At 62.1% G+C, this 17,555-nt stretch carries 13 protein-coding genes; 4 read left to right on the top strand and 9 right to left on the bottom strand.

All coding sequences use genetic code 11. The features are described from left to right. Positions 1–31: 31 nt before the first annotated feature. The 3 genes from aroQ to MRK42_RS16990 form a co-directional block, all read right to left on the bottom strand. A complete protein-coding gene (gene aroQ, locus MRK42_RS17000) occupies positions 32–481 on the bottom strand; it encodes a type II 3-dehydroquinate dehydratase (protein ID WP_026457432.1) in 450 nt (149 codons plus the stop codon). Positions 482–768: 287 nt separating this feature from the next. After that, the gene (gene acs, locus MRK42_RS16995; RefSeq protein WP_042028138.1) at positions 769–2,715 is read right to left on the bottom strand and encodes an acetate--CoA ligase; all 1,947 of its coding nucleotides are present in this window, start codon (positions 2,713–2,715) and stop codon (positions 769–771) included. Between the two features lie 242 nt (positions 2,716–2,957). Continuing rightward, positions 2,958–5,402 carry an EAL domain-containing protein gene (locus MRK42_RS16990; RefSeq protein WP_354688344.1) on the bottom strand — a complete coding sequence of 815 codons (2,445 nt, stop codon included), beginning with the start codon at positions 5,400–5,402 and terminating at the stop codon, positions 2,958–2,960. A 262-nt stretch (positions 5,403–5,664) separates the two neighbouring features. On the opposite strand from MRK42_RS16990, the gene MRK42_RS16985 reads away from it, so the two are divergent. Next, positions 5,665–5,934 carry a hypothetical protein gene (locus MRK42_RS16985; RefSeq protein WP_042028137.1) on the top strand — a complete coding sequence of 90 codons (270 nt, stop codon included), beginning with the start codon at positions 5,665–5,667 and terminating at the stop codon, positions 5,932–5,934. 4 nt (positions 5,935–5,938) lie between these two features. On the opposite strand, the gene MRK42_RS16980 is transcribed toward MRK42_RS16985, so the two are convergent. The 4 genes from MRK42_RS16980 to torC form a co-directional block, all read right to left on the bottom strand. Then, the gene (locus tag MRK42_RS16980) at positions 5,939–6,307 is read right to left on the bottom strand and encodes a hypothetical protein (RefSeq protein WP_124239054.1); all 369 of its coding nucleotides are present in this window, start codon (positions 6,305–6,307) and stop codon (positions 5,939–5,941) included. Positions 6,308–6,311: 4 nt separating this feature from the next. Then, positions 6,312–6,980 carry a molecular chaperone TorD gene (gene torD / locus MRK42_RS16975; RefSeq protein ID WP_201940670.1) on the bottom strand — a complete coding sequence of 223 codons (669 nt, stop codon included), beginning with the start codon at positions 6,978–6,980 and terminating at the stop codon, positions 6,312–6,314. Between the two features lie 98 nt (positions 6,981–7,078). Further along, a complete protein-coding gene (gene torA / locus MRK42_RS16970) occupies positions 7,079–9,571 on the bottom strand; it encodes a trimethylamine-N-oxide reductase TorA (RefSeq protein ID WP_354688343.1) in 2,493 nt (830 codons plus the stop codon). Positions 9,572–9,598: 27 nt separating this feature from the next. After that, on the bottom strand, positions 9,599–10,762 hold the full coding sequence (gene torC, locus MRK42_RS16965) for a pentaheme c-type cytochrome TorC (protein WP_201940674.1): 1,164 nt from the start codon (positions 10,760–10,762) through the stop codon (positions 9,599–9,601). 148 nt (positions 10,763–10,910) lie between these two features. Here torC and torR point away from each other — a divergent pair, with 148 nt between their 5' ends. Then, positions 10,911–11,624, top strand: a complete 714-nt coding sequence (gene torR, locus MRK42_RS16960) for a two-component system response regulator TorR (protein ID WP_338611133.1) — start codon at positions 10,911–10,913, stop codon at positions 11,622–11,624. Between the two features lie 64 nt (positions 11,625–11,688). On the opposite strand, the gene MRK42_RS16955 is transcribed toward torR, so the two are convergent. Together MRK42_RS16955 and torT are read right to left on the bottom strand one after the other, a co-directional pair. Continuing rightward, positions 11,689–12,093, bottom strand: coding sequence for a GFA family protein (locus tag MRK42_RS16955; RefSeq protein WP_354688342.1), 405 nt, complete (start codon positions 12,091–12,093; stop codon positions 11,689–11,691). Between the two features lie 25 nt (positions 12,094–12,118). Next, on the bottom strand, positions 12,119–13,171 hold the full coding sequence (gene torT, locus MRK42_RS16950; protein WP_354688341.1) for a TMAO reductase system periplasmic protein TorT: 1,053 nt from the start codon (positions 13,169–13,171) through the stop codon (positions 12,119–12,121). A 70-nt stretch (positions 13,172–13,241) separates the two neighbouring features. Here torT and torS point away from each other — a divergent pair, with 70 nt between their 5' ends. After that, positions 13,242–16,082 carry a TMAO reductase system sensor histidine kinase/response regulator TorS gene (torS, locus tag MRK42_RS16945; protein ID WP_354688340.1) on the top strand — a complete coding sequence of 947 codons (2,841 nt, stop codon included), beginning with the start codon at positions 13,242–13,244 and terminating at the stop codon, positions 16,080–16,082. A gap of 164 nt (positions 16,083–16,246) precedes the next feature. Next, positions 16,247–17,500, top strand: coding sequence for a serine hydroxymethyltransferase (gene glyA, locus MRK42_RS16940; protein WP_061476031.1), 1,254 nt, complete (start codon positions 16,247–16,249; stop codon positions 17,498–17,500). The last annotated feature ends 55 nt before the right edge of the window (positions 17,501–17,555 follow it).

The following is a 17,555-nucleotide window of genomic DNA, read 5'->3' as shown; positions in this document are numbered from 1 at the left end:
TTCTCTTTCTTCTTTATCAGATAAGTGATTATCAAGCCGCGCGCAGGTGGTGCACGGCCGCGGTTAAAGCGAATTGATAGCCATCGGCTCCCAGCCCGCAGATGACGCCCTTGGCGACATCGGAGAGGTAGGAGTGATGACGGAAGGGCTCCCTGGCATGAACATTTGACAGGTGCACCTCGATAAAGGGGATGGCCACACCCAGCAGGGCATCGCGGATGGCGACACTGGTGTGGGTGAAGGCGGCCGGGTTGATGATGATAAAATCCACCTGGCCCATGGCCTGATGAATGCGGCCGACCAGCTCGTGTTCGGCGTTGGATTGCAGGTGTTCCAGGCTGACGCCGAGTTCACTGGCGCTGTGCGCCAGATCGGCGACGATCTCATCGAGCGTCTTGCTGCCGTAGATACCCGGCTCCCGTTTGCCCAGCAGATTCAGGTTTGGTCCGTTAAGCAGAAGGATTCGGTGATTTTGCGACATATTGAGTACATCCTCGATGATATTGCTGCTATCTGTCAGCTATCTTGCGGACTACCAGAAATCTAGCCATTTTCTGCGCAAATGGGTGTGCCCTGGCACACAGATTTCGCAATTATATTGATTTCGTGAAAATTAACAGCATTTTACTGGTCTAATCTCTACATCTGCCTATTTTTTGCTCGTTTATCTGCCCCGTCCACCATCTGCGCAGGGTGCCGATTCCGGCTCCGCAGAAACAACAAAGCCGACCCAGGGTCGGCTTTGTTCATCGGTAAAACGGGGCTCGATCAGGCGGCTTCCGACTTCTCGCGGATCAGCTTGTCTACCACACCCGGATCCGCCAGGGTGGAGATGTCTCCCAGGCTGTCGGTCTCGCCGGTGGCAATCTTGCGAAGGATGCGGCGCATGATCTTGCCGGAGCGGGTCTTGGGTAGCCCCTCGGCCCAGTGGATGACGTCCGGAGTGGCGATGGCGCCGATCTCTTTACGTACCCACTCCTTGACCTCTTTGTGCAGCTCGCGGCTCGGTTCTTCCCCGGCGATCAGGGTGACGTAGGCATAGATACCCTGACCCTTGATCTCGTGGGGCACGCCGACCACGGCCGCCTCGGCAATCTTGGGATGGGCCACCAGGGCCGATTCGATCTCGGCGGTACCCATGCGGTGGCCGGAGACGTTCAGTACATCATCCACCCGACCGGTGATCCAGTAGTAGCCGTCGGCGTCGCGACGAGCTCCGTCGCCGGTGAAGTAGCGACCCGGGAAGGTGGAGAAGTAGGTCTGCTCGAAGCGCTCGTGATCGCCAAACACGGTGCGCATCTGACCCGGCCAGGAGTCGGTGATCACCAGGTTGCCCTCGGTGGCCCCCTCCAGCGGTTCGCCCATGTTATCGACCAGCGCCGGTTGTACCCCGAAGAAGGGACGGGTGGCGGAGCCGGGTTTCAGGTCGGTGACGCCGGGAAGCGGAGTGATCAGGATGCCGCCGGTCTCGGTCTGCCACCAAGTGTCGACGATGGGGCAGCGCTCGTCGCCTATGGTGCGGTAGTACCACTCCCAAGCTTCCGGGTTGATGGGTTCACCCACGGATCCCATGATGCGCAGGCTCGAACGGGAAGTACCCTCGACTGCCTCGTTGCCCTTGGCCATCAGGGCGCGGATGGCGGTGGGGGCTGTGTAGAGGATGGTGACCTGATGCTTGTCCACCACCTGACTCATGCGGTTGCTGGCCGGGTAGTTGGGCACCCCTTCGAACATGATGGTGGTGGCACCGTTGGCAAGCGGGCCATAGACCAGATAGGAGTGACCGGTAACCCAGCCCACGTCGGCGGTACACCAGTAGATGTCCTCTTCGTGGTAGTCGAACACGTACTTGAAGGTGAGGGTGGCATAGACCAGGTAGCCGCCAGTGGTGTGCAGCACCCCTTTGGGCTTGCCGGTTGAACCGGAGGTGTAGAGGATGAACAGCGGGTCTTCGGCGTTCATCGCCTCGGGCGGGCAGTCGCTGCTGACGGTGGCGGTGGCTTCGTGCCACCACACATCGCGATGGCTGTGCCAGGCGACATCGCCGCCGGTACGCTTGAGCACGATCACCTTGTTGACCTGGGTTTCCGGGTTGGTGAGCGCTTCGTCCACATTCTTCTTGAGCGGCACGGCACGCCCGCCACGCAGCCCCTCGTCGGCGGTGATGACGATGTGCGAACCCGAATCTATGATGCGACCGGCCAGCGCTTCCGGCGAGAAACCACCGAAGACGATGCTGTGCACGGCCCCGATGCGAGTACAGGCCAGCATGGCGATGGCCGCTTCCGGCACCATGGGCATGTAGAGGCAGACCACGTCACCCCTGCGCACCCCTTGTGCCTTGAGCACGTTGGCAAATTTGCACACTTCGCCGTGCAGCTCGCGATAGGTCAGCTTGCGATCTTCTGCCGGGTTGTCCCCTTCCCAGATGATGGCGACCTTGTCGCCTCGATCGCGCAGGTGGCGGTCCAGGCAGTTGGCCGAGACGTTGAGCTGGCCATCCTCGAACCACTTGATGGAGACGTGGCCCGGGTCGTAGGAGGTGTTCTTGACCTTGGTATAGGGCTTCATCCAGTCGAGGATTTTGCCCTGCTCGCCCCAGAAGGCGTCCGGGTTTTCAACGGAGGCCTGGTACATGGCCTCATAACCTGCCTTGTCCAGCAGGGCGCCGTTGCTGATATGGGATTTGACCGGGTAGACCTTGCTCTCGCTCATCTGTCACTCCTGTGAAAACATCCTTTTAATAATTGAGTAACAACTTATACCTTTGGCATGAGGGGGCAATTAGACTTTTGGATAGGCGGTGCTCCGCTCCCGTACACAGGGGATGACAGAGGTGAAAGTCTTTGCAACGAAACGCCCATGGAGGGCGTTTTTTTATCCGATTGTCAGTTATGAGGTAGGAAAAATCGGCCCCCGGCATTTGCTGCACCGAGGGCCTGTTTCAATGGTGTGACCTAGGACTGGGGGGGCGGAGCCAGCCGGTGGCTCATATGTTCCACCTGTAGCGGCTTGCTGAACAGATAGCCCTGACCTTCACCGCAGTTGAGCGACTGCAAGAATGCATACTGGGCCTGGGTCTCGATCCCTTCCGCCGTGACCTCCATATCCAAGCTGTCCGCCAGATTGATGATGGTGCGGCACAGCTCGCGACTGTTCTTGTCATCTGGCAGCGCCTGGACGAAGGCGCGATCTATCTTGATACGATCGATGGGCAGGCTTTTTAGCAGGCTTAGGGATGAGAAGCCGGTGCCAAAGTCGTCGATGGCGATCTGCACCCCGAGATTTTTCAGGCGGGTGAAGAGCTCAAGGCTCTGATCGACCCGCTGAATGATGCTCTCGGTCACTTCGATTTCCAGCCGCTCTGGTGGGAATCCGGTCTCCTTCAGGATGGCGGCGACCCGCTCCACATAACCGGGGGAGCGCATCTCCCGCACCGATACATTGACCGATAGGCGGGGCACGTCCAGACCTGCCGCCAGCCAGCTCTGTCCTTGGCGGCAGGCGCTGCGCATCACCCACTCCCCGATTTTTTCGATCAGCCCGCACTCTTCCGCCACCGGAATAAAGCGGGTCGGGGCAATCATCCCCTCATGGGGGTGTTGCCAGCGTATCAGGGCCTCCAGTCCACTTAAGTGGCCAGTGGTGAGGTCGGTCATGGGTTGGTAGAAGATGCAGAGTTGATCCTGCTCCAGCGCCTTGAGCAGCCCTTGCTCCATCTGCATTCTTTCCCGGGCACGGGCGGCCATGCTGGGGGTATAGAACTGGTAGCCGTTGCGCCCCTGGCTCTTGGCTTCGTACATGGCGCTGTCTGCTGCGCTGATCAGGCTCTCGGGCGTATCGGCATGGTCCGGGTAGAGGGCGATCCCGATACTGGCGGAGATGGCGACCTGCTCATGGACCAGTTCTACAGGCTCACGCAGCACATCCAACAGGGTACTGGCCAGCATCTCCAGCTCTTCGGGCTGATCCAGATAGGGGATTAACACCAGAAATTCGTCGCCGCCAAGCCGTGTTGCGAGATCGTGTGCTTGCAGGCAGCCGTGGATCCGCTCTGCCAGGCGCTTGAGCAACTGATCGCCGACCCCGTGGCCCAGGCTGTCGTTGATCAGCTTGAAGCCGTCCAGGTCGATAAACAACAGCCCCAGTCGCTTTCGGTTGAGTTTGGCCGTCTTCAGCTCAAGGGCCAGCCGCTCCTGCAACAGATGGCGGTTGCCAAGCTCCGTCAGGGGATCGTGGTAGGCCAAATGGTTGAGCTCGGCCTCGACCTTGCGGATGGCGCTGATGTCGGAGAGGGCTATCACGAAGTGAGTGGTGTTGTTGAAACTGTCGTAGACGGCGCTGATCTGCTGCCAGGAGGAGAAGTAGCTGCCATCCTTGCGCAGGCACAGTCGCTCGCCATGCCAAGTATTGTTGCCCGGTTGCAACTGGTACCAGGGATAGTCGCGCGCACCGTGAGTTTGCGGATGCATGACCATATCCATAGTGTGCCCCATCACCTCGTCAGAGTCGTACTGGGTCAGCATGGTGAATGCCGGGTTGACCGAGATGATGCGGTGGTCGTGATCGAGAATGATGATCCCTTCGGCCGTGGTATCGAACACCACGTTGGCCTGGTGCAGCCGCTCCTCCTGACGGCGGCGGGCGGTGGCATTGTGGATCACCCCCATCACCCGGCGCCCGACGGATTCGGTGGCAGGGACGTGATCGGCATGGATGTCGACCCAGTGACGCTCATCGAGGTGGTTGATGTAACTCAAGGTGAGATGGATTGGCTGATCCCCCAGCAGGGCGGTCTTGAGCTGGTTGCCGGATTCGGGCTCGAAACAGTCGACGAACGACTGCAGCCCCCCGAGGAAGCGGTTGTTTCGAGGGCCCAGCAGGGAGCCAATCTGCCCCTCAAACAGCAGACGGTCTTCTGCCACATGCCACTCCCAGACCCCGATCTGGGCCGCACGCATCGCCAGTTGCAGCCGCTGCTCGGTTTCGTACTGCTCCGTGATGTCCCGCACGATGGCGAGGATCCCGTTAAGCTCCCCCCTTTCATTGCGCATCGGGCTGTAGGTGGCTTGCCAGCGCCGGTAGCTACAGCCGTGAGCGGCGGTCTGACCCGAGATGGCGATATCCACATAGGGCACACCGCTGCGCATGATCTGCTGAAACATGGGCTCTAGGGTAGGGGCCAACTGGGGCACCACCTCCCGCAATAGCTTCCCCTGGTGTTCCGCGATGCTCTTGCCGTTGATGTCGGCCAGCACCTGGTTGACCTTGCGATAACGAAATTCGCGATCGAATACGCCTATGCCCAGCGGCGCCGTATCCATCAGCTGTTCCAGAACGGTGTGATCAGACAGCTGGGTCAGGAGTGCCTCGGCATCGGCATTGAAAAGCTTCCCGTCCATGAAGACCTCGGCATTGACTGATTTGTTACTTAAGTGGATTTCAGTATGGCACGAACTCTCGGGTAGGGAGTCAGCTGGGGTTAGGTGATCGTTCTCAGAGGGCGGCAAAAACCTCGTTCAGACCAGGCAGCAAGGGCATCTACGGAGAGATTCTCCCTCTGATAAAGGCATTAATAGCGGCCTTGCTCTTTCCTCGAGCATAAGATGCGGCAAAAATACGGAAAACAAGGCGTATGAGAGACGATAAAGAGGAGTTTGTTTGATGATTGGATTGATGTTGCTGGCCGCGGCCTGGCAGTTTGAGGCCCCCGCGTTCGAATCGGATTTTGCCGGCCAGGGCTATGTGGAACAGGGGGCTGGACTGGCGCCATCGGTACGTGAACAGGTAGCCGATTCATTGAACCAGTCGCTGGTCGATGAACCATTCCCGCTCCAGTTCAAGAAAACGCCCCGCTATCAGGGCGACTCTCCTCTGACCCGCTATCTCAACGAACGGGATGACAGCTGGCAGCTGGAAATCGGCGGCCAGTAGGCCGTCACCCCTTCTCGCGGCCGAAGGCCTGAATACCCCGCACGAAGACCAGCCAGCCGATCAGGTGGAAAGGCAGCGCCATGGCGTAGAGCAGCAACCAGTGGCTCTCGGTGCCGCTGCTATTGATGAAATCGATCCAGGAGGCCAGCAGGGCCAGCATGCCCGCTATCTGGAAGCGGCGGCGCAGCACCACCTCGACGCCGAGATTGGCGAGGTAGAGTGTCAGCAGTATGCCGGCAAAGCCGGTGAGCTGGGCAGTGCCGTAGAGTTCCCTGTCCGGGTTGAACAGCAGCACGGCGAGGGGAGTAATGCCCTGATCCAGCGGGATCAGGGCCAGCAGCCAGCATGCGATCAGGAGCAGGGCTGTCTTCATCGGCTTAGCCGGCGCTTTGGGCCGGTTTGATCAGGCTCAGGTAGTTGGCATCCATCTTGAGGAATACCCCCAGCAGACGAGCACTCGCCCCGTAGAAGCCGAATTCGTCGGCAGCGCGACAGGCGTTCTCGAACTGCTCGAACCACCCCAGCAGGTGATGGTGCAGCAGCGCTTCCTGCTCCTTGAGCCACTCCTCGCGCTGGGCGGCGGTGGTCGCCTCGGCGGCGCGGATGATGAGGTTGCCCATCAGATCCAGCTCGATGGCCAGGTGATCGGCGGGCTCCTTGTACTTCTCGCTGATGTTGATGCCGAGGCGATCGAGGCGAGCCTGCATCTCGGCCATGGGGGCCTGCATCAGCAGCTTGCCATCGCCGCGGTAGAGCGACTCATAGGGCAGGGCTCCCTGCTTGGGATCGACCAGAAACAGGCCGGCGAAGTCGGCAGCGAGCTCCAGCTGGCGATCGGGACGTACCAGCAGGCGGGCGATGGCATCGTTCAGTTCGGCCACTGCCTCGCGCATGGGGTCGAGGGTTGAGAGGCTCTTCAAGAAGCTGCGCACGTCGTAGGTGTCGTATTCAGCGATCTGTGCATCACTGAGTTCGGCAGCGAACAGGGTGGAGAACCACCAGTAAAGCTCGGCCCGGCGTTCGCTGGTAGCCATAAATTCCTGCATTTTTCCTCCGTGGATGACAATCGGGAGCCATAGAGGCTCCCGATTCTAACGACTTTAAAAATAAAGGAAACTCAAGGGGGGACTTTCGTCCCCCTGGTTCACAGTGCCGGGAACATGGGATCTATGCCCTTGGCGGATTCCGGTGCCCCGAAGGCGGTGACGGCCGGGACTTCGCCACGGAACTTCTCGATCTCCACCAGCGCGGTGTGGGCCGTGGTGGCCTGCGCCAGGCTGGAGGAGCCGATGTCCGCGGTCAGCACGTTGGGATCGCCATAGGTACAGAGAGTCCCCACCTTACCGCCTTCCTGCGGGCCGTACCAGGCACCTTCCTGGATGCGCACCACACCGGGGGCGTAGTCTTCGCTCACCACCAGACCGGCCAGAACCTGACCGCGGCCGTTGAAGACCCGCACCAGATCCCCGTCCTTGAGCCCGCGTGCCTTGGCGTCCTGCGGGTTCATGTAGACCGGCTCGCGACCCTGCACCGTGTAGGTGGCACGGTAGTTGTCGGAGGAGCAGAGCTGGCTGTGCAGGCGCTTGTCCGGGTGGCAGGATTGTAGGTGCAGCGGGAACTGCTTGCTGCCAGGGCCGCCGTGGGAGCGCTCGTAAGGCTCGATCCAGACCGGGTGGCCCGGGCAATCCGCGTAACCGTAGTCGGCGATGGTCTTGGAGTAGATCTCGATAAGACCGGACGGGGTGCCCAGCGGTTCCAGATCAGGCTCCTGACGGAACGACTCGTGACGCACCCAGGGCTTGCCCGCCGGGAAGGTAACGAAACCTTCACCGTGCCAGAACTGGCTGAAGCGGGGCAGGCGGATACCGATGCCGCGGCCCTGCAGGCGGGCATCGTCATAGATGCTCTGGATCCACTCCAGCTTGGTCTTGCCACCGGTGAACTCGGCCTCGCGGTCGAAGCGACGGCACAGATCGGCGAAGATGTCGTAGTCGTCGCGCGCCTCGAACAGCGGCTCGACCACCTTGTGCATGGCCAGGATGCCGGCGTTGGAGTGAGAGCCCCACTGCTCGATGTCATCCCGCTCATAAGTGGTGGTGGCCGGCAGCACGATATCGGCGAAGCGGCAGCTGGCGGTCCACTGGTGATCCACGCTCACCACGGTTTCCAGCTTGCGCCAGGCGGCGATCATCTTGTTGCGATCCTGCTGGTGGTGGAACGGGTTGTTGCCGCAGAACACCGCCATCTTCATCTCCGGGTAGGTGATGGTCTGACCGTTGAAGGCGATGGTCTTGCCCGGGTTCAGGATGCAGTCGACGAAACGGGCCACCGGGATGAACTTGGAGTAGCCCTTCCAGTCGCCGTTGTGCAGCGGCTTGACCCCGGGAATGACGGAGCTGAAGCCGGACATGATGGGGCCGGTGGAGGTGATGGTACCGGCGCCGTTGTAGTGCCAGCCAAAACCGTAGCCGCCCCCCGGCAGGCCGATCTGGCCCAGCATGGAGGCCAGTACCACCAGCATCCAGGCGTACTGTTCGCCGTGGTGCATACGCTGCACACACCAGCCGCCGATGAGCTGGGTGCGGCCGCTGGCCATGGTGCGCGCCAGCTCGCGAATGGTCTCGGCAGGCACGCCACAGATGGCGGAGGCCCACTCGGCATCCTTCACCTGGCCATCCTTGGTGCCCAGCAGATAGGGCAGGAACTTGTCAAAGCCGGTGGTGTAGTTCTTGAGGAAGTCCTCGTCGTGACGCTTCTCGCTGTAGAGGGTATGGGCGATACCCAGCATCAGTGGGACGTCGGTTTGCGGGTTCAGGGTCACCTGATCGCAATTGAGGTACTTCTGGGTCTTGGACTTGACCGGGTCGACGCTGATGACCTTGATCTCGCCCTTGGCCACTTTCTCTTTCAGCTGTGCCCAGTATTCGTAGACGCTGTGATCCGGCACCAACCAGCCCACCTGCAGGTTCTTGATGGGATCAGAACCCCAGATGACGATGGTCTTGCTGTGCTCCAGCACCAGGGGCCAGGAAGTCTGCTGCTCGTACACCTCCATGGCGCCCGCCACGTGGGGCAGGATCACCTGGGCGGCGCCGGTGGAGTAGTCACCGGCCTTGGCCAGATAGGTACCGTGCAGGTTCATGGCGCGGCCCAGCATGGCGCCGGCGGAGTGCAGCTTGCCGACCGACTGCCAGCCTGAGTGACCGGCGTAGAGGGCGCTCGGACCATAGGTCTTCTGCACCCGCTCCAGCTCGTGATAGAAGAAGTCCAGCGCCTGGGACCAGGTCACCCGCACGAAGCGGTTCTGGCCGCGCTCGCTGGTGTCGGACTGGTGGCCCTTGCGCAGCCAGTCCAGACGCACCATGGGGTAGCGGATGCGGGAGGGGTTGTAGACCACTTCACTCAGGGCCTTGAGCATCTCGGTCGGGTGCTTGTCATGCTCGAACGGCAGGGTCTCGACCCAGCGGCCGTTGACCACACGGGCGCGGAAGGCGCCCCAGTGGGAGCCGGACTGCACCAGTTTTTCGCCGGACTCGGCGGCCATCACGGCGCGACCGAGCAGGGAGGGGCCGATCAGGGCGCTGGCACCGCTGGCCAGCAAGCCACCCAGAAAACCACGACGGGAAATATTGATCATCTTGTTATTCCTCTTTCGAATCCGGAATTAGTGGCTGCCCTGACCACCGGTATCGGCGGCATGGTTTTGCAGGTACTTGAGCAGGGTGCGCTCCTCTTCCTTGCTCAGGCGGTAGTAGGCGGACATGGCCTTGAGACCCGAGATCCAGCCGTTGGCGGTGAAGTGAGCCGGATCCGGCGCCGCGTGGCAGGAGTTGCAGGTGGACTTGTACATCTCGCCGGCATAATCCCAGATCGGTTTGAGGGAGGATTCGAGGCCCTTGCCATCGACCCAGGCCTGAACCTGTACCTGTTCCCACTTGATATGGGTGGCGCTGTCAGTTTCCTGTTTCAGGATCTTCTCGTTTGCCTTGAGCTCGTCACGGATGGTGGCCACGAAGACTCGCTTGCCCATGTACTCGCTCAGTACGCGGCCCTTGCCTTCGGTTTCGCGCCAGCCTTCGATGGTCACCTTGAGGCGATCGCCGCTGCGGGCCACGACTTCGATGCGGGAGGCGGGCAGCAGCTTGCCGACCGGATCGGTGCTCTCTTCGCTTGCGTAGAGATCCTTCTCACCCAGGGTGTAGAGGGTCTCGGCAGCCGGTGCCTGCTGGGCTTCGCTTGCCAGGGTGGCGTAGGTGGCACGGAAGCCGCCCGCCATGTTCGGCAGTTCGTGGGCGATGCCCTTGTGGCACTCGATGCAGTTCATGTTCTTCGCGGCGGCCTCGGTCATCGCCTTGGCGGCGGCAGGAGACTGCTTGGCATGGTCCATGTTGTCGTAGCTGTGGCAGGACTTGCAGGTCTTGGAGTTCTGGCTGCTCATGCGCGCCCATACCTTCTCGGCCAGGTGCAGACGCCTGTCTTCAAACTTCTCCTGGGTGTCGATGCTGTGACCGATGTACTGCTGATAGAGGTCGTTGGCCGCCTCCATCTTGCGGGCTACCTTGCCGACGAAGTCCTTCGGCTGGTGGCAGTCGGTACAGACGGCCTGGACGCCGGAGGCGTTCTTGAAGTGAATGGACTCCTTGTACTCGGGGTACACGGTGTCCTTCATGGTATGGCAGGAGATACAGAACTCGAGGGTACTGGTCTTCTCGAAGCCGTAGTGCAAGCCAACGGTACCGGCCAGGGTGACCCCGACGCCGGCCAGAACCAGCGCCAGCACCGACCAGCGACGGCTGGGTGTGCGCAGGAAATGCCACAGTTTTTTCATAATGGTCTCTCACATCACTTTTTTGATGGAGGCCATGATAGGGAGGCGTTGTGAACAGGGCTGCCGTCGGAAATTAATGAAATAGGGGTATTTATGACAAAATATGAATAGAATAACCCTCCCTTGTTGAACGCCGCGGACCTTGCCCATGAGCCACCACATTCTGGTTGTTGAAGATGATGCCGTCACCCGCGAGAAGCTGACCGGCTATTTCGAACGGGAAGGCTATCGGGTGACCGCGGTCGAAAACGGCCAAGAGATGCGGGCCGTGCTGGCAGAGCAGGAGGTGGCCCTGGTGATGCTGGACATCAACCTGCCGGGGGAGGATGGCTTGCTGCTGACCCGTGAACTGCGCGCCCGCAGTACAGTGGGGATCATCCTGGTGACCGGTCGCAGCGATGCGGTGGACAGGATCGTCGGCCTTGAGATGGGAGCCGACGACTATGTCACCAAACCGTTCGAGCTGAGGGAATTGCTGGTGCGGGTCAAGAACCTGCTATGGCGCATCTCGTTGGCCGCAGCTCAGCCGAGCGAGCCGGCGGTTGCAGACGATGCGGTGCGCTTCGGTCCCTGGCGCTTCGATATTCCCCGTCGCCAACTCAGCAAGGACGGGGTGCCGGTGCGCCTGACCAAGGCGGAGTACGAGGTGCTGGTGGCCTTTATCGCCAACGCCGGGCGGGTGCTTAGCCGGGAGCGGATCCTGGCCCTCACCAGCCACCGCGGCGATGGCCCGAGCGATCGCACCATAGACGTGCTGATCCGGCGGCTGCGGGGCAAGATGGAGCAGGATCCCCGGGATCCCCAGCTGTTTGTCACCGTACACGGGGAAGGCTACCTGTTCGCCGGCGAGATAGCTTCTTAAAACCAGGGGCGCCATATCAGGGCCTGGTGCTTTTCCCCGCGCAGGCCGTCATATCAAGAGGGACTCAGGCTGGTGGCCAGGTGTCGAACTGCGGGCAGTCGTCGCCTATCTCGTGCCAGGGCGCCTTGGAGCCGACGAAGATGTGAAAGGCGGGGCGCTGGCTGGGCGCCTCGTCCAGCACCCCCAGCCTCAGATTGATCTTGCCGCTGCTGCGCTTCTGGCTGAACAGGCTGGAGCCGCAATGGCGGCAGAAGGCGAGGGTTGTCTCCGCCGATTTCTCATAGCGGCTGATGGCATCAATGCCCTTCACCACATTGACCTTGTCACCATCCAGCCCGCCGACGGAGGCGTAATCCGCCCCTGAAAACTTGCGGCACTCGCTGCAATGGCAGTTGCCCATGTAGTCGAATTGATCCGGCAGAGTCAGGGTGACGGCGCCGCACAGGCAGCTTGCATGCAATGTTCTCATCACTTCTTCCTTGAGTTTGGTGGCGTTACTTGCCGCTGGCGTCGGTGCCGACCCGGTAGACGGGGCGAAAAGCGCCATCAGACAAGGAGTTGCCCGGGTCGGCCAGAGGGGCCTCCAGGGTCAGGATGGGGGGGCCCATCACCCGCGGGCACTGGCGTTCGCCAGCATCGGGCTTTTGCAGCAGGCAGACTGCCTGGGCCAGCGCAAGGCGTCCTTGCTGGCGCATCTGATCGCTGTTGGCGGCCAGGATCTTGCCCCGGCGCAGGCCGCGCTGGACCCCGTGGCTGAAGTAGGTGCTCAGCACTTTGGGACGATCGAGCTGGCGCTGCGCCAGCTCGTTGACCGCCACCTCGGCGGCGATGGCGCCTCCCACCAGATAATCGAGATCAGGATGGCGGGCCAGGGTCTGCTGCACCAGGGTACGCTGGATCTCGCGGCTGTTGTCGCCGCGCGCCGTGGTCACCAGCCGGATGGCACTTCCCTTGATGCCGTCGGCAAAACCCGGCTCGACGAAGTTGTTGCCGCCGCTCGCCTGCGGGCCGGGGAAAAGGGCCACCGAGACCGGCGGGCTGCCGGCAGGGTGGCGCTTGGCCAGCCAGTGGCCAATCTGCCAGCCCATCTGGTACCAGGAGACCCCCACCTTGGCCCGCACCAGCCCGGCGGGCAGATCATTGACCAGGCCGAACACCGGCAGCGGGCTGGCGGTGATCGCCTCGTTCAGGCCGTCGTAGCTCACCGCGCCGAGCAGGATGGCGTCGCTCCCCTCGTTCATGCACTGCTGCAACTGCTGGCGCTGCTCGGTGATGGCGCCGTAACCGCCCGCCTCATGAATGCGCAGTTTCACGCCGAGCCGCTTTGCCTCCTCCACCATGCCCTGATTGACCGATAGCCAGTAGGCGTCGCGCAGATGGGGATAGAGGGCGCACAGGGTCAGGGGGCGCACAAGGGGGGCTGGCGCTGGCCAGTCGAGGCTGACCGGTTGGCCGCTGAAGGTGCCGCCGGGCCAGTGATCCACCTCGAAGGCGTGGACACAGGCCGGGAGCAAGATGAGCAACAGGGAGAGATAGACGCTTCGCATGGCCAGGGGTTTTGTTAAAGTGTGGAGCCATATTATCCGGTCAAAGTCGACCACAACCAAGGTACTTCCCGTGAGAATCTTTTCCGGCCTGGGCGGCAAGTTGTTGCTGGCCTTCTCCCTGATGGCGCTGTTGACCCTGAGCGCCTCCCTGCTGGGGTGGATCGGGCTCACTCATCTGCGTCAGCTGGAGCAGGGGGTACAGCAGACCCTGGCGGATCAGGAGCTGGCCCGCACCCTGGCGCGGCTGAGCGGCGAGATCCAGAGCTCCTCCCACCTGCTGGCCTCCGCGACCAGCGAAGGGGAGCGGGAGCATCAGGGGCGGCTGCTCACCCTGCAGGGGCAGCAGATGCAGCGCGTGCTGGAGCAACTGGGCCATGGGGGTGGCAAGCAGACGCCCGATGAGTTGCACCAGCTCAGCCAGACCATCATCGGCAACCTGGGCCAGCAGGGCTGGCTGGTAGGGGAGCGTCTCACGTTAATGGCTGAAGGTAGTGCCCTGCGATCCCGCCTGGTAGCGGCCGCCGGTCAGGTGGCGGAGCTGGCCCGCAGCCAGATGGAGAACGCTGAAACCGTGATGGTGGCGGGGCTCGGCTCCCTCTATTCACTGCAAGGACGGTCTGCAGATCGGGCTATCGATCGGCTGCTGGAGCAGGATCTCGACTGGCTGGAGCAGATGACGGAGCTGCGCCATCGCACCCTGATGCAACAGCAGCGCATCGAGGAGATCTGGCGCAGCGAGCAGCAGGAAGGGCTGCAAACCCTGCTGCAGGACGTGCGCCGTGAGCTGGCCATCCTGCGGTTGCGATCCGGGGCTGTGACGGATCCGGCGCGCCGCCAGGCGGTGGAGCAGGCGCTGACTGTGCTGGAGCAAAGCGATCGGCTGGTGCAGCTGCGCAGCGACTGGCTCGGCAAGGGGGAGGCGCTGCGAGTGCTGGCCGCCGCCAACGAGGCCCTGATGGAGAGCCTCAACCGTCAGGTCGGTAGCCTGGTGAACAAGGCTCGGGACTCCCTGGGGGAGAGCCAGCAGGCCCTGAGCGCCAGGTTGCAACTGCTGGAACAGGCCCTGATGGTGATCGGTCTGTTCACCCTGGTGCTGCTCATCCTGCTGATGTGGCGCATGGTTTATGGCCGCATAGTCTGGCCGCTGCAACATGCAGTGGAGGGAATGAGCCGCCTGGCCAAGGGGGATCTGACGCCGTTGACGCCGGTCGGGGAAGCGGGACGCGACGAGCTGGCGGAGCTGGCGCGAGCACTGCAGGTGTTTCGTGACAATGCCATCGAACTTGGCCGCTACCAGCGGGAGCTGGAGTCGCGGGTCGAGGAGCGCACGGAACAGCTCAGCCATGCCAATGCGCGCCTCAACGAAGAGGTGGAGAAGCAGCGGCTGGCCCGCGCCGAGGCAGAGCAGGCCAACCGGGCCAAGTCGGTGTTCCTCGCCACCATGAGCCACGAAATCCGCACCCCTATGAACGGCATACTGGGCGGTCTCACCCTGCTGGAGGACACCCATCTCAGCGAGACCCAACAGCGCTATCTGGCCGCCATCGAGCACAGCGGCGAATCCCTGCTGGAGATCCTCAACGACATCCTCGACTACTCCAAGATAGAGGCGGGCCATGTGGAGGCGCGCCGCGAGCCTTTCCCCCTCCATCAGCTCGCCGATGAGCTTATTGCCCTGTTCAGGCCGAAGGCCGAGGGAAAAGGGGTGGCGCTGGTGCTGGAGTATGCCCCTTCGCTCCCCCCCGTGGTGGAGGGGGATGTGGGCAAGCTACGCCAGGTGTTGGCGAACCTTCTGGGCAATGCGGTCAAGTTTACCGGCGAGGGGCACATCACCCTGGTGGTGGCCCCTCTGGCTTGTGCGGGCCCCTGTGCCGAGCCTTGCATCCGCTTCGTGGTGAAAGACACGGGCCCCGGCATCCCGGCGGGGGAGCAGGAGGCGGTGTTCGAGGCCTTCCGCCAGCGCAAGCGGGACATGGGCCATCAGGGGGGCACGGGGCTGGGGCTTGCCATCAGCCGCCGGCTGGTGGCGGCCATGGGCGGAGAGCTCAATCTCTCCAGCGAACCGGGTCAAGGGTGTGAATTCAGCTTCAGCCTGCCGCTGCAGCGCTCGGCTGCCCGGTTGCCGGCCAGCTCCCAGCCGGTGCGCCTCGGCCAGCCGCGGGAGATCCTGCTGGTGGAGGACAACGAGATCAACCGGCTGGTAGCCCAGGGCATGCTGGCACGCCTCGGCCACCGGGTCACTCTGGCCGAAGACGGGCGCACCGCGCTGGTGCGGGTGACCGAGCGCCCCTTCGAGCTGGCCCTGCTTGACATCAACCTGCCTGACATGGATGGCATGACGTTGCGCGAGGATCTGGTCGCCATCAGCGAGGAGGAGCATGGCTGCGGCCTGCCTGCCATCGCCATCTCGGCCCAGATGTACCCGGAGGATATCCGCCACTGTCTCGCCGCCGGGTTTGCCGATTTCGTCGGCAAGCCGGTGCGACTGGCGGCCCTGGCCAGCGCCATCGAACGCCAGTTTCAGGAAGAGGGCGAGCCTGCCGCACCACTGCCTGTAGAGCAGGGTTTGCAGCCCGTCCCGGCTGAGCCGACGCAGATCGCCAACCCGGTGCTGGAAGCTGACCTGCACCTGCTGGGCGGGCCGCGCATCCGCCAGCTGGCCGAGTTGTTCGCCAGCCAGGGGGGCGAGCTGGTCACCAGGCTGGAGCAAAGCGATGACGAAGAGCAGAGGCGATCTCTGGCCCACAAGCTCAAGGGGAGCGCCCTAGCCCTGGGGCTCGGAGAATTTGCCGATTACTGCGCCGCGCTGGAGGCAGGAGAGGGGAATCCTGGCACATTGAGGGGGCGTTTCGATGCGGCGCAGCAAGCGTTGGAAACGTGGCTTTCACACCATGTTCCCCCGGCATCCTGATCGAGGAAGGGGGCCTTCAGATCTGAAGACGTGATCGCACTCGTTTTTTACAACATAAATTCAACATTTTTTTGGGTGGTTGGACTGTCTCTTTGATCCAGCTCACGTTACAATGCGCTGGCCCACTTCACCTAACGCGCAAACGATTTTCAGGAGAGAAACGGATGTTGAAACGTGACATGACCATCGCCAATTATGATCCGCAATTGTGGCAGGCCATCACAGACGAGACCCGTCGTCAGGAAGAGCATATCGAGCTGATTGCGTCTGAGAACTACACCAGCCCCCGCGTCATGGAAGCCCAGGGCTCCCAGCTGACCAACAAGTACGCCGAAGGCTACCCGGCCAAGCGCTACTACGGTGGTTGCGAGTATGTGGATGTGGTCGAAACCCTGGCCATCGAGCGCGCCAAAGAACTGTTCGGTGCCACCTACGCCAACGTGCAGCCGCACTCCGGCTCCCAGGCCAACAGCGCCGTCTACATGGCCCTGCTGCAGCCGGGCGATACAGTGCTGGGCATGAACCTGGCCCACGGCGGTCACCTGACCCACGGCTCTCCGGTCAACTTCTCCGGCAAGCTGTACAACATCATTCCCTACGGCATCGACGAGTCCGGCAAGATCGATTACGACGAGATGGAGCGTCTGGCCGTTGAGCACAAGCCGAAGATGATGATCGGTGGCTTCTCCGCCTACTCCGGCATCGTCGACTGGGCCCGCATGCGCGAGATCGCCGACAAGATCGGTGCCTACCTGTTCGTCGACATGGCCCACGTGGCCGGTCTGATTGCCGCTGGCGTCTACCCGAACCCGGTGCCCCATGCTCACGTGGTCACCTCCACCACCCACAAGACCCTGGCCGGTCCGCGCGGTGGTCTGATCCTCTCCGCCGCCGACGACGAAGATCTGTACAAGAAGCTCAACTCCGCCGTCTTCCCGGGTGGTCAGGGTGGCCCGCTGATGCACGTCATCGCCGGCAAGGCTGTTGCCTTCAAAGAGGCGCTGGAGCCCGAGTTCAAAACCTACCAGGCCCAGGTTGTCAAAAACGCCAAGGCGATGGCCGCCACCTTCATCGAGCGCGGTTACAAGATCGTCTCCGGCGGTACCGACAACCATCTGATGCTGGTTGACCTGATCGGCCGCGAGCTGACCGGTAAGGACGCCGACGCAGCGCTGGGCAAAGCCAACATCACCGTCAACAAGAACTCGGTGCCGAACGATCCGCGTTCCCCGTTCGTCACCTCCGGTGTGCGTATTGGTACCCCGGCCATCACCCGCCGCGGTTTCAAGGAGGCCGAGTCCATCCAGCTGACCCACTGGATCTGCGACGTGCTGGACAACCACGACAACGACGAAGTGCTGGCCAACACCCGCGAGAAGGTGCTGGACATCTGCCGCCGTTTCCCGGTTTACGCATAATCCGCCTGACTTTCAGGTTGAAGAGCAATGCCACCCTCGGGTGGCATTGTTTTTT

The organism is Aeromonas sp. 19NY04SH05-1, assembly GCF_040581895.1.
GTDB classification, from domain to species: domain Bacteria; phylum Pseudomonadota; class Gammaproteobacteria; order Enterobacterales; family Aeromonadaceae; genus Aeromonas; species Aeromonas enteropelogenes.
Note: the sequence above shows the minus strand (reverse complement) of the source record. Positions and strands in the feature narration are given on the sequence as shown.

Bases quoted from the DNA above. Each gene is read 5' to 3' on its own strand.
- aroQ (WP_026457432.1), bottom strand. From the start codon at position 481: ATGTCGCAAAATCACCGAATCCTTCTGCTTAACGGACCAAACCTGAAT.
- acs (WP_042028138.1), bottom strand. From the start codon at position 2,715: ATGAGCGAGAGCAAGGTCTACCCGGTCAAATCCCATATCAGCAACGGC.
- MRK42_RS16990 (WP_354688344.1), bottom strand. From the start codon at position 5,402: ATGGACGGGAAGCTTTTCAATGCCGATGCCGAGGCACTCCTGACCCAG.
- MRK42_RS16985 (WP_042028137.1), top strand. From the start codon at position 5,665: ATGATTGGATTGATGTTGCTGGCCGCGGCCTGGCAGTTTGAGGCCCCC.
- MRK42_RS16980 (WP_124239054.1), bottom strand. From the start codon at position 6,307: ATGAAGACAGCCCTGCTCCTGATCGCATGCTGGCTGCTGGCCCTGATC.
- torD (WP_201940670.1), bottom strand. From the start codon at position 6,980: ATGCAGGAATTTATGGCTACCAGCGAACGCCGGGCCGAGCTTTACTGG.
- torA (WP_354688343.1), bottom strand. From the start codon at position 9,571: ATGATCAATATTTCCCGTCGTGGTTTTCTGGGTGGCTTGCTGGCCAGC.
- torC (WP_201940674.1), bottom strand. From the start codon at position 10,762: ATGAAAAAACTGTGGCATTTCCTGCGCACACCCAGCCGTCGCTGGTCG.
- torR (WP_338611133.1), top strand. From the start codon at position 10,911: ATGAGCCACCACATTCTGGTTGTTGAAGATGATGCCGTCACCCGCGAG.
- MRK42_RS16955 (WP_354688342.1), bottom strand. From the start codon at position 12,093: ATGAGAACATTGCATGCAAGCTGCCTGTGCGGCGCCGTCACCCTGACT.
- torT (WP_354688341.1), bottom strand. From the start codon at position 13,171: ATGCGAAGCGTCTATCTCTCCCTGTTGCTCATCTTGCTCCCGGCCTGT.
- glyA (WP_061476031.1), top strand. From the start codon at position 16,247: ATGTTGAAACGTGACATGACCATCGCCAATTATGATCCGCAATTGTGG.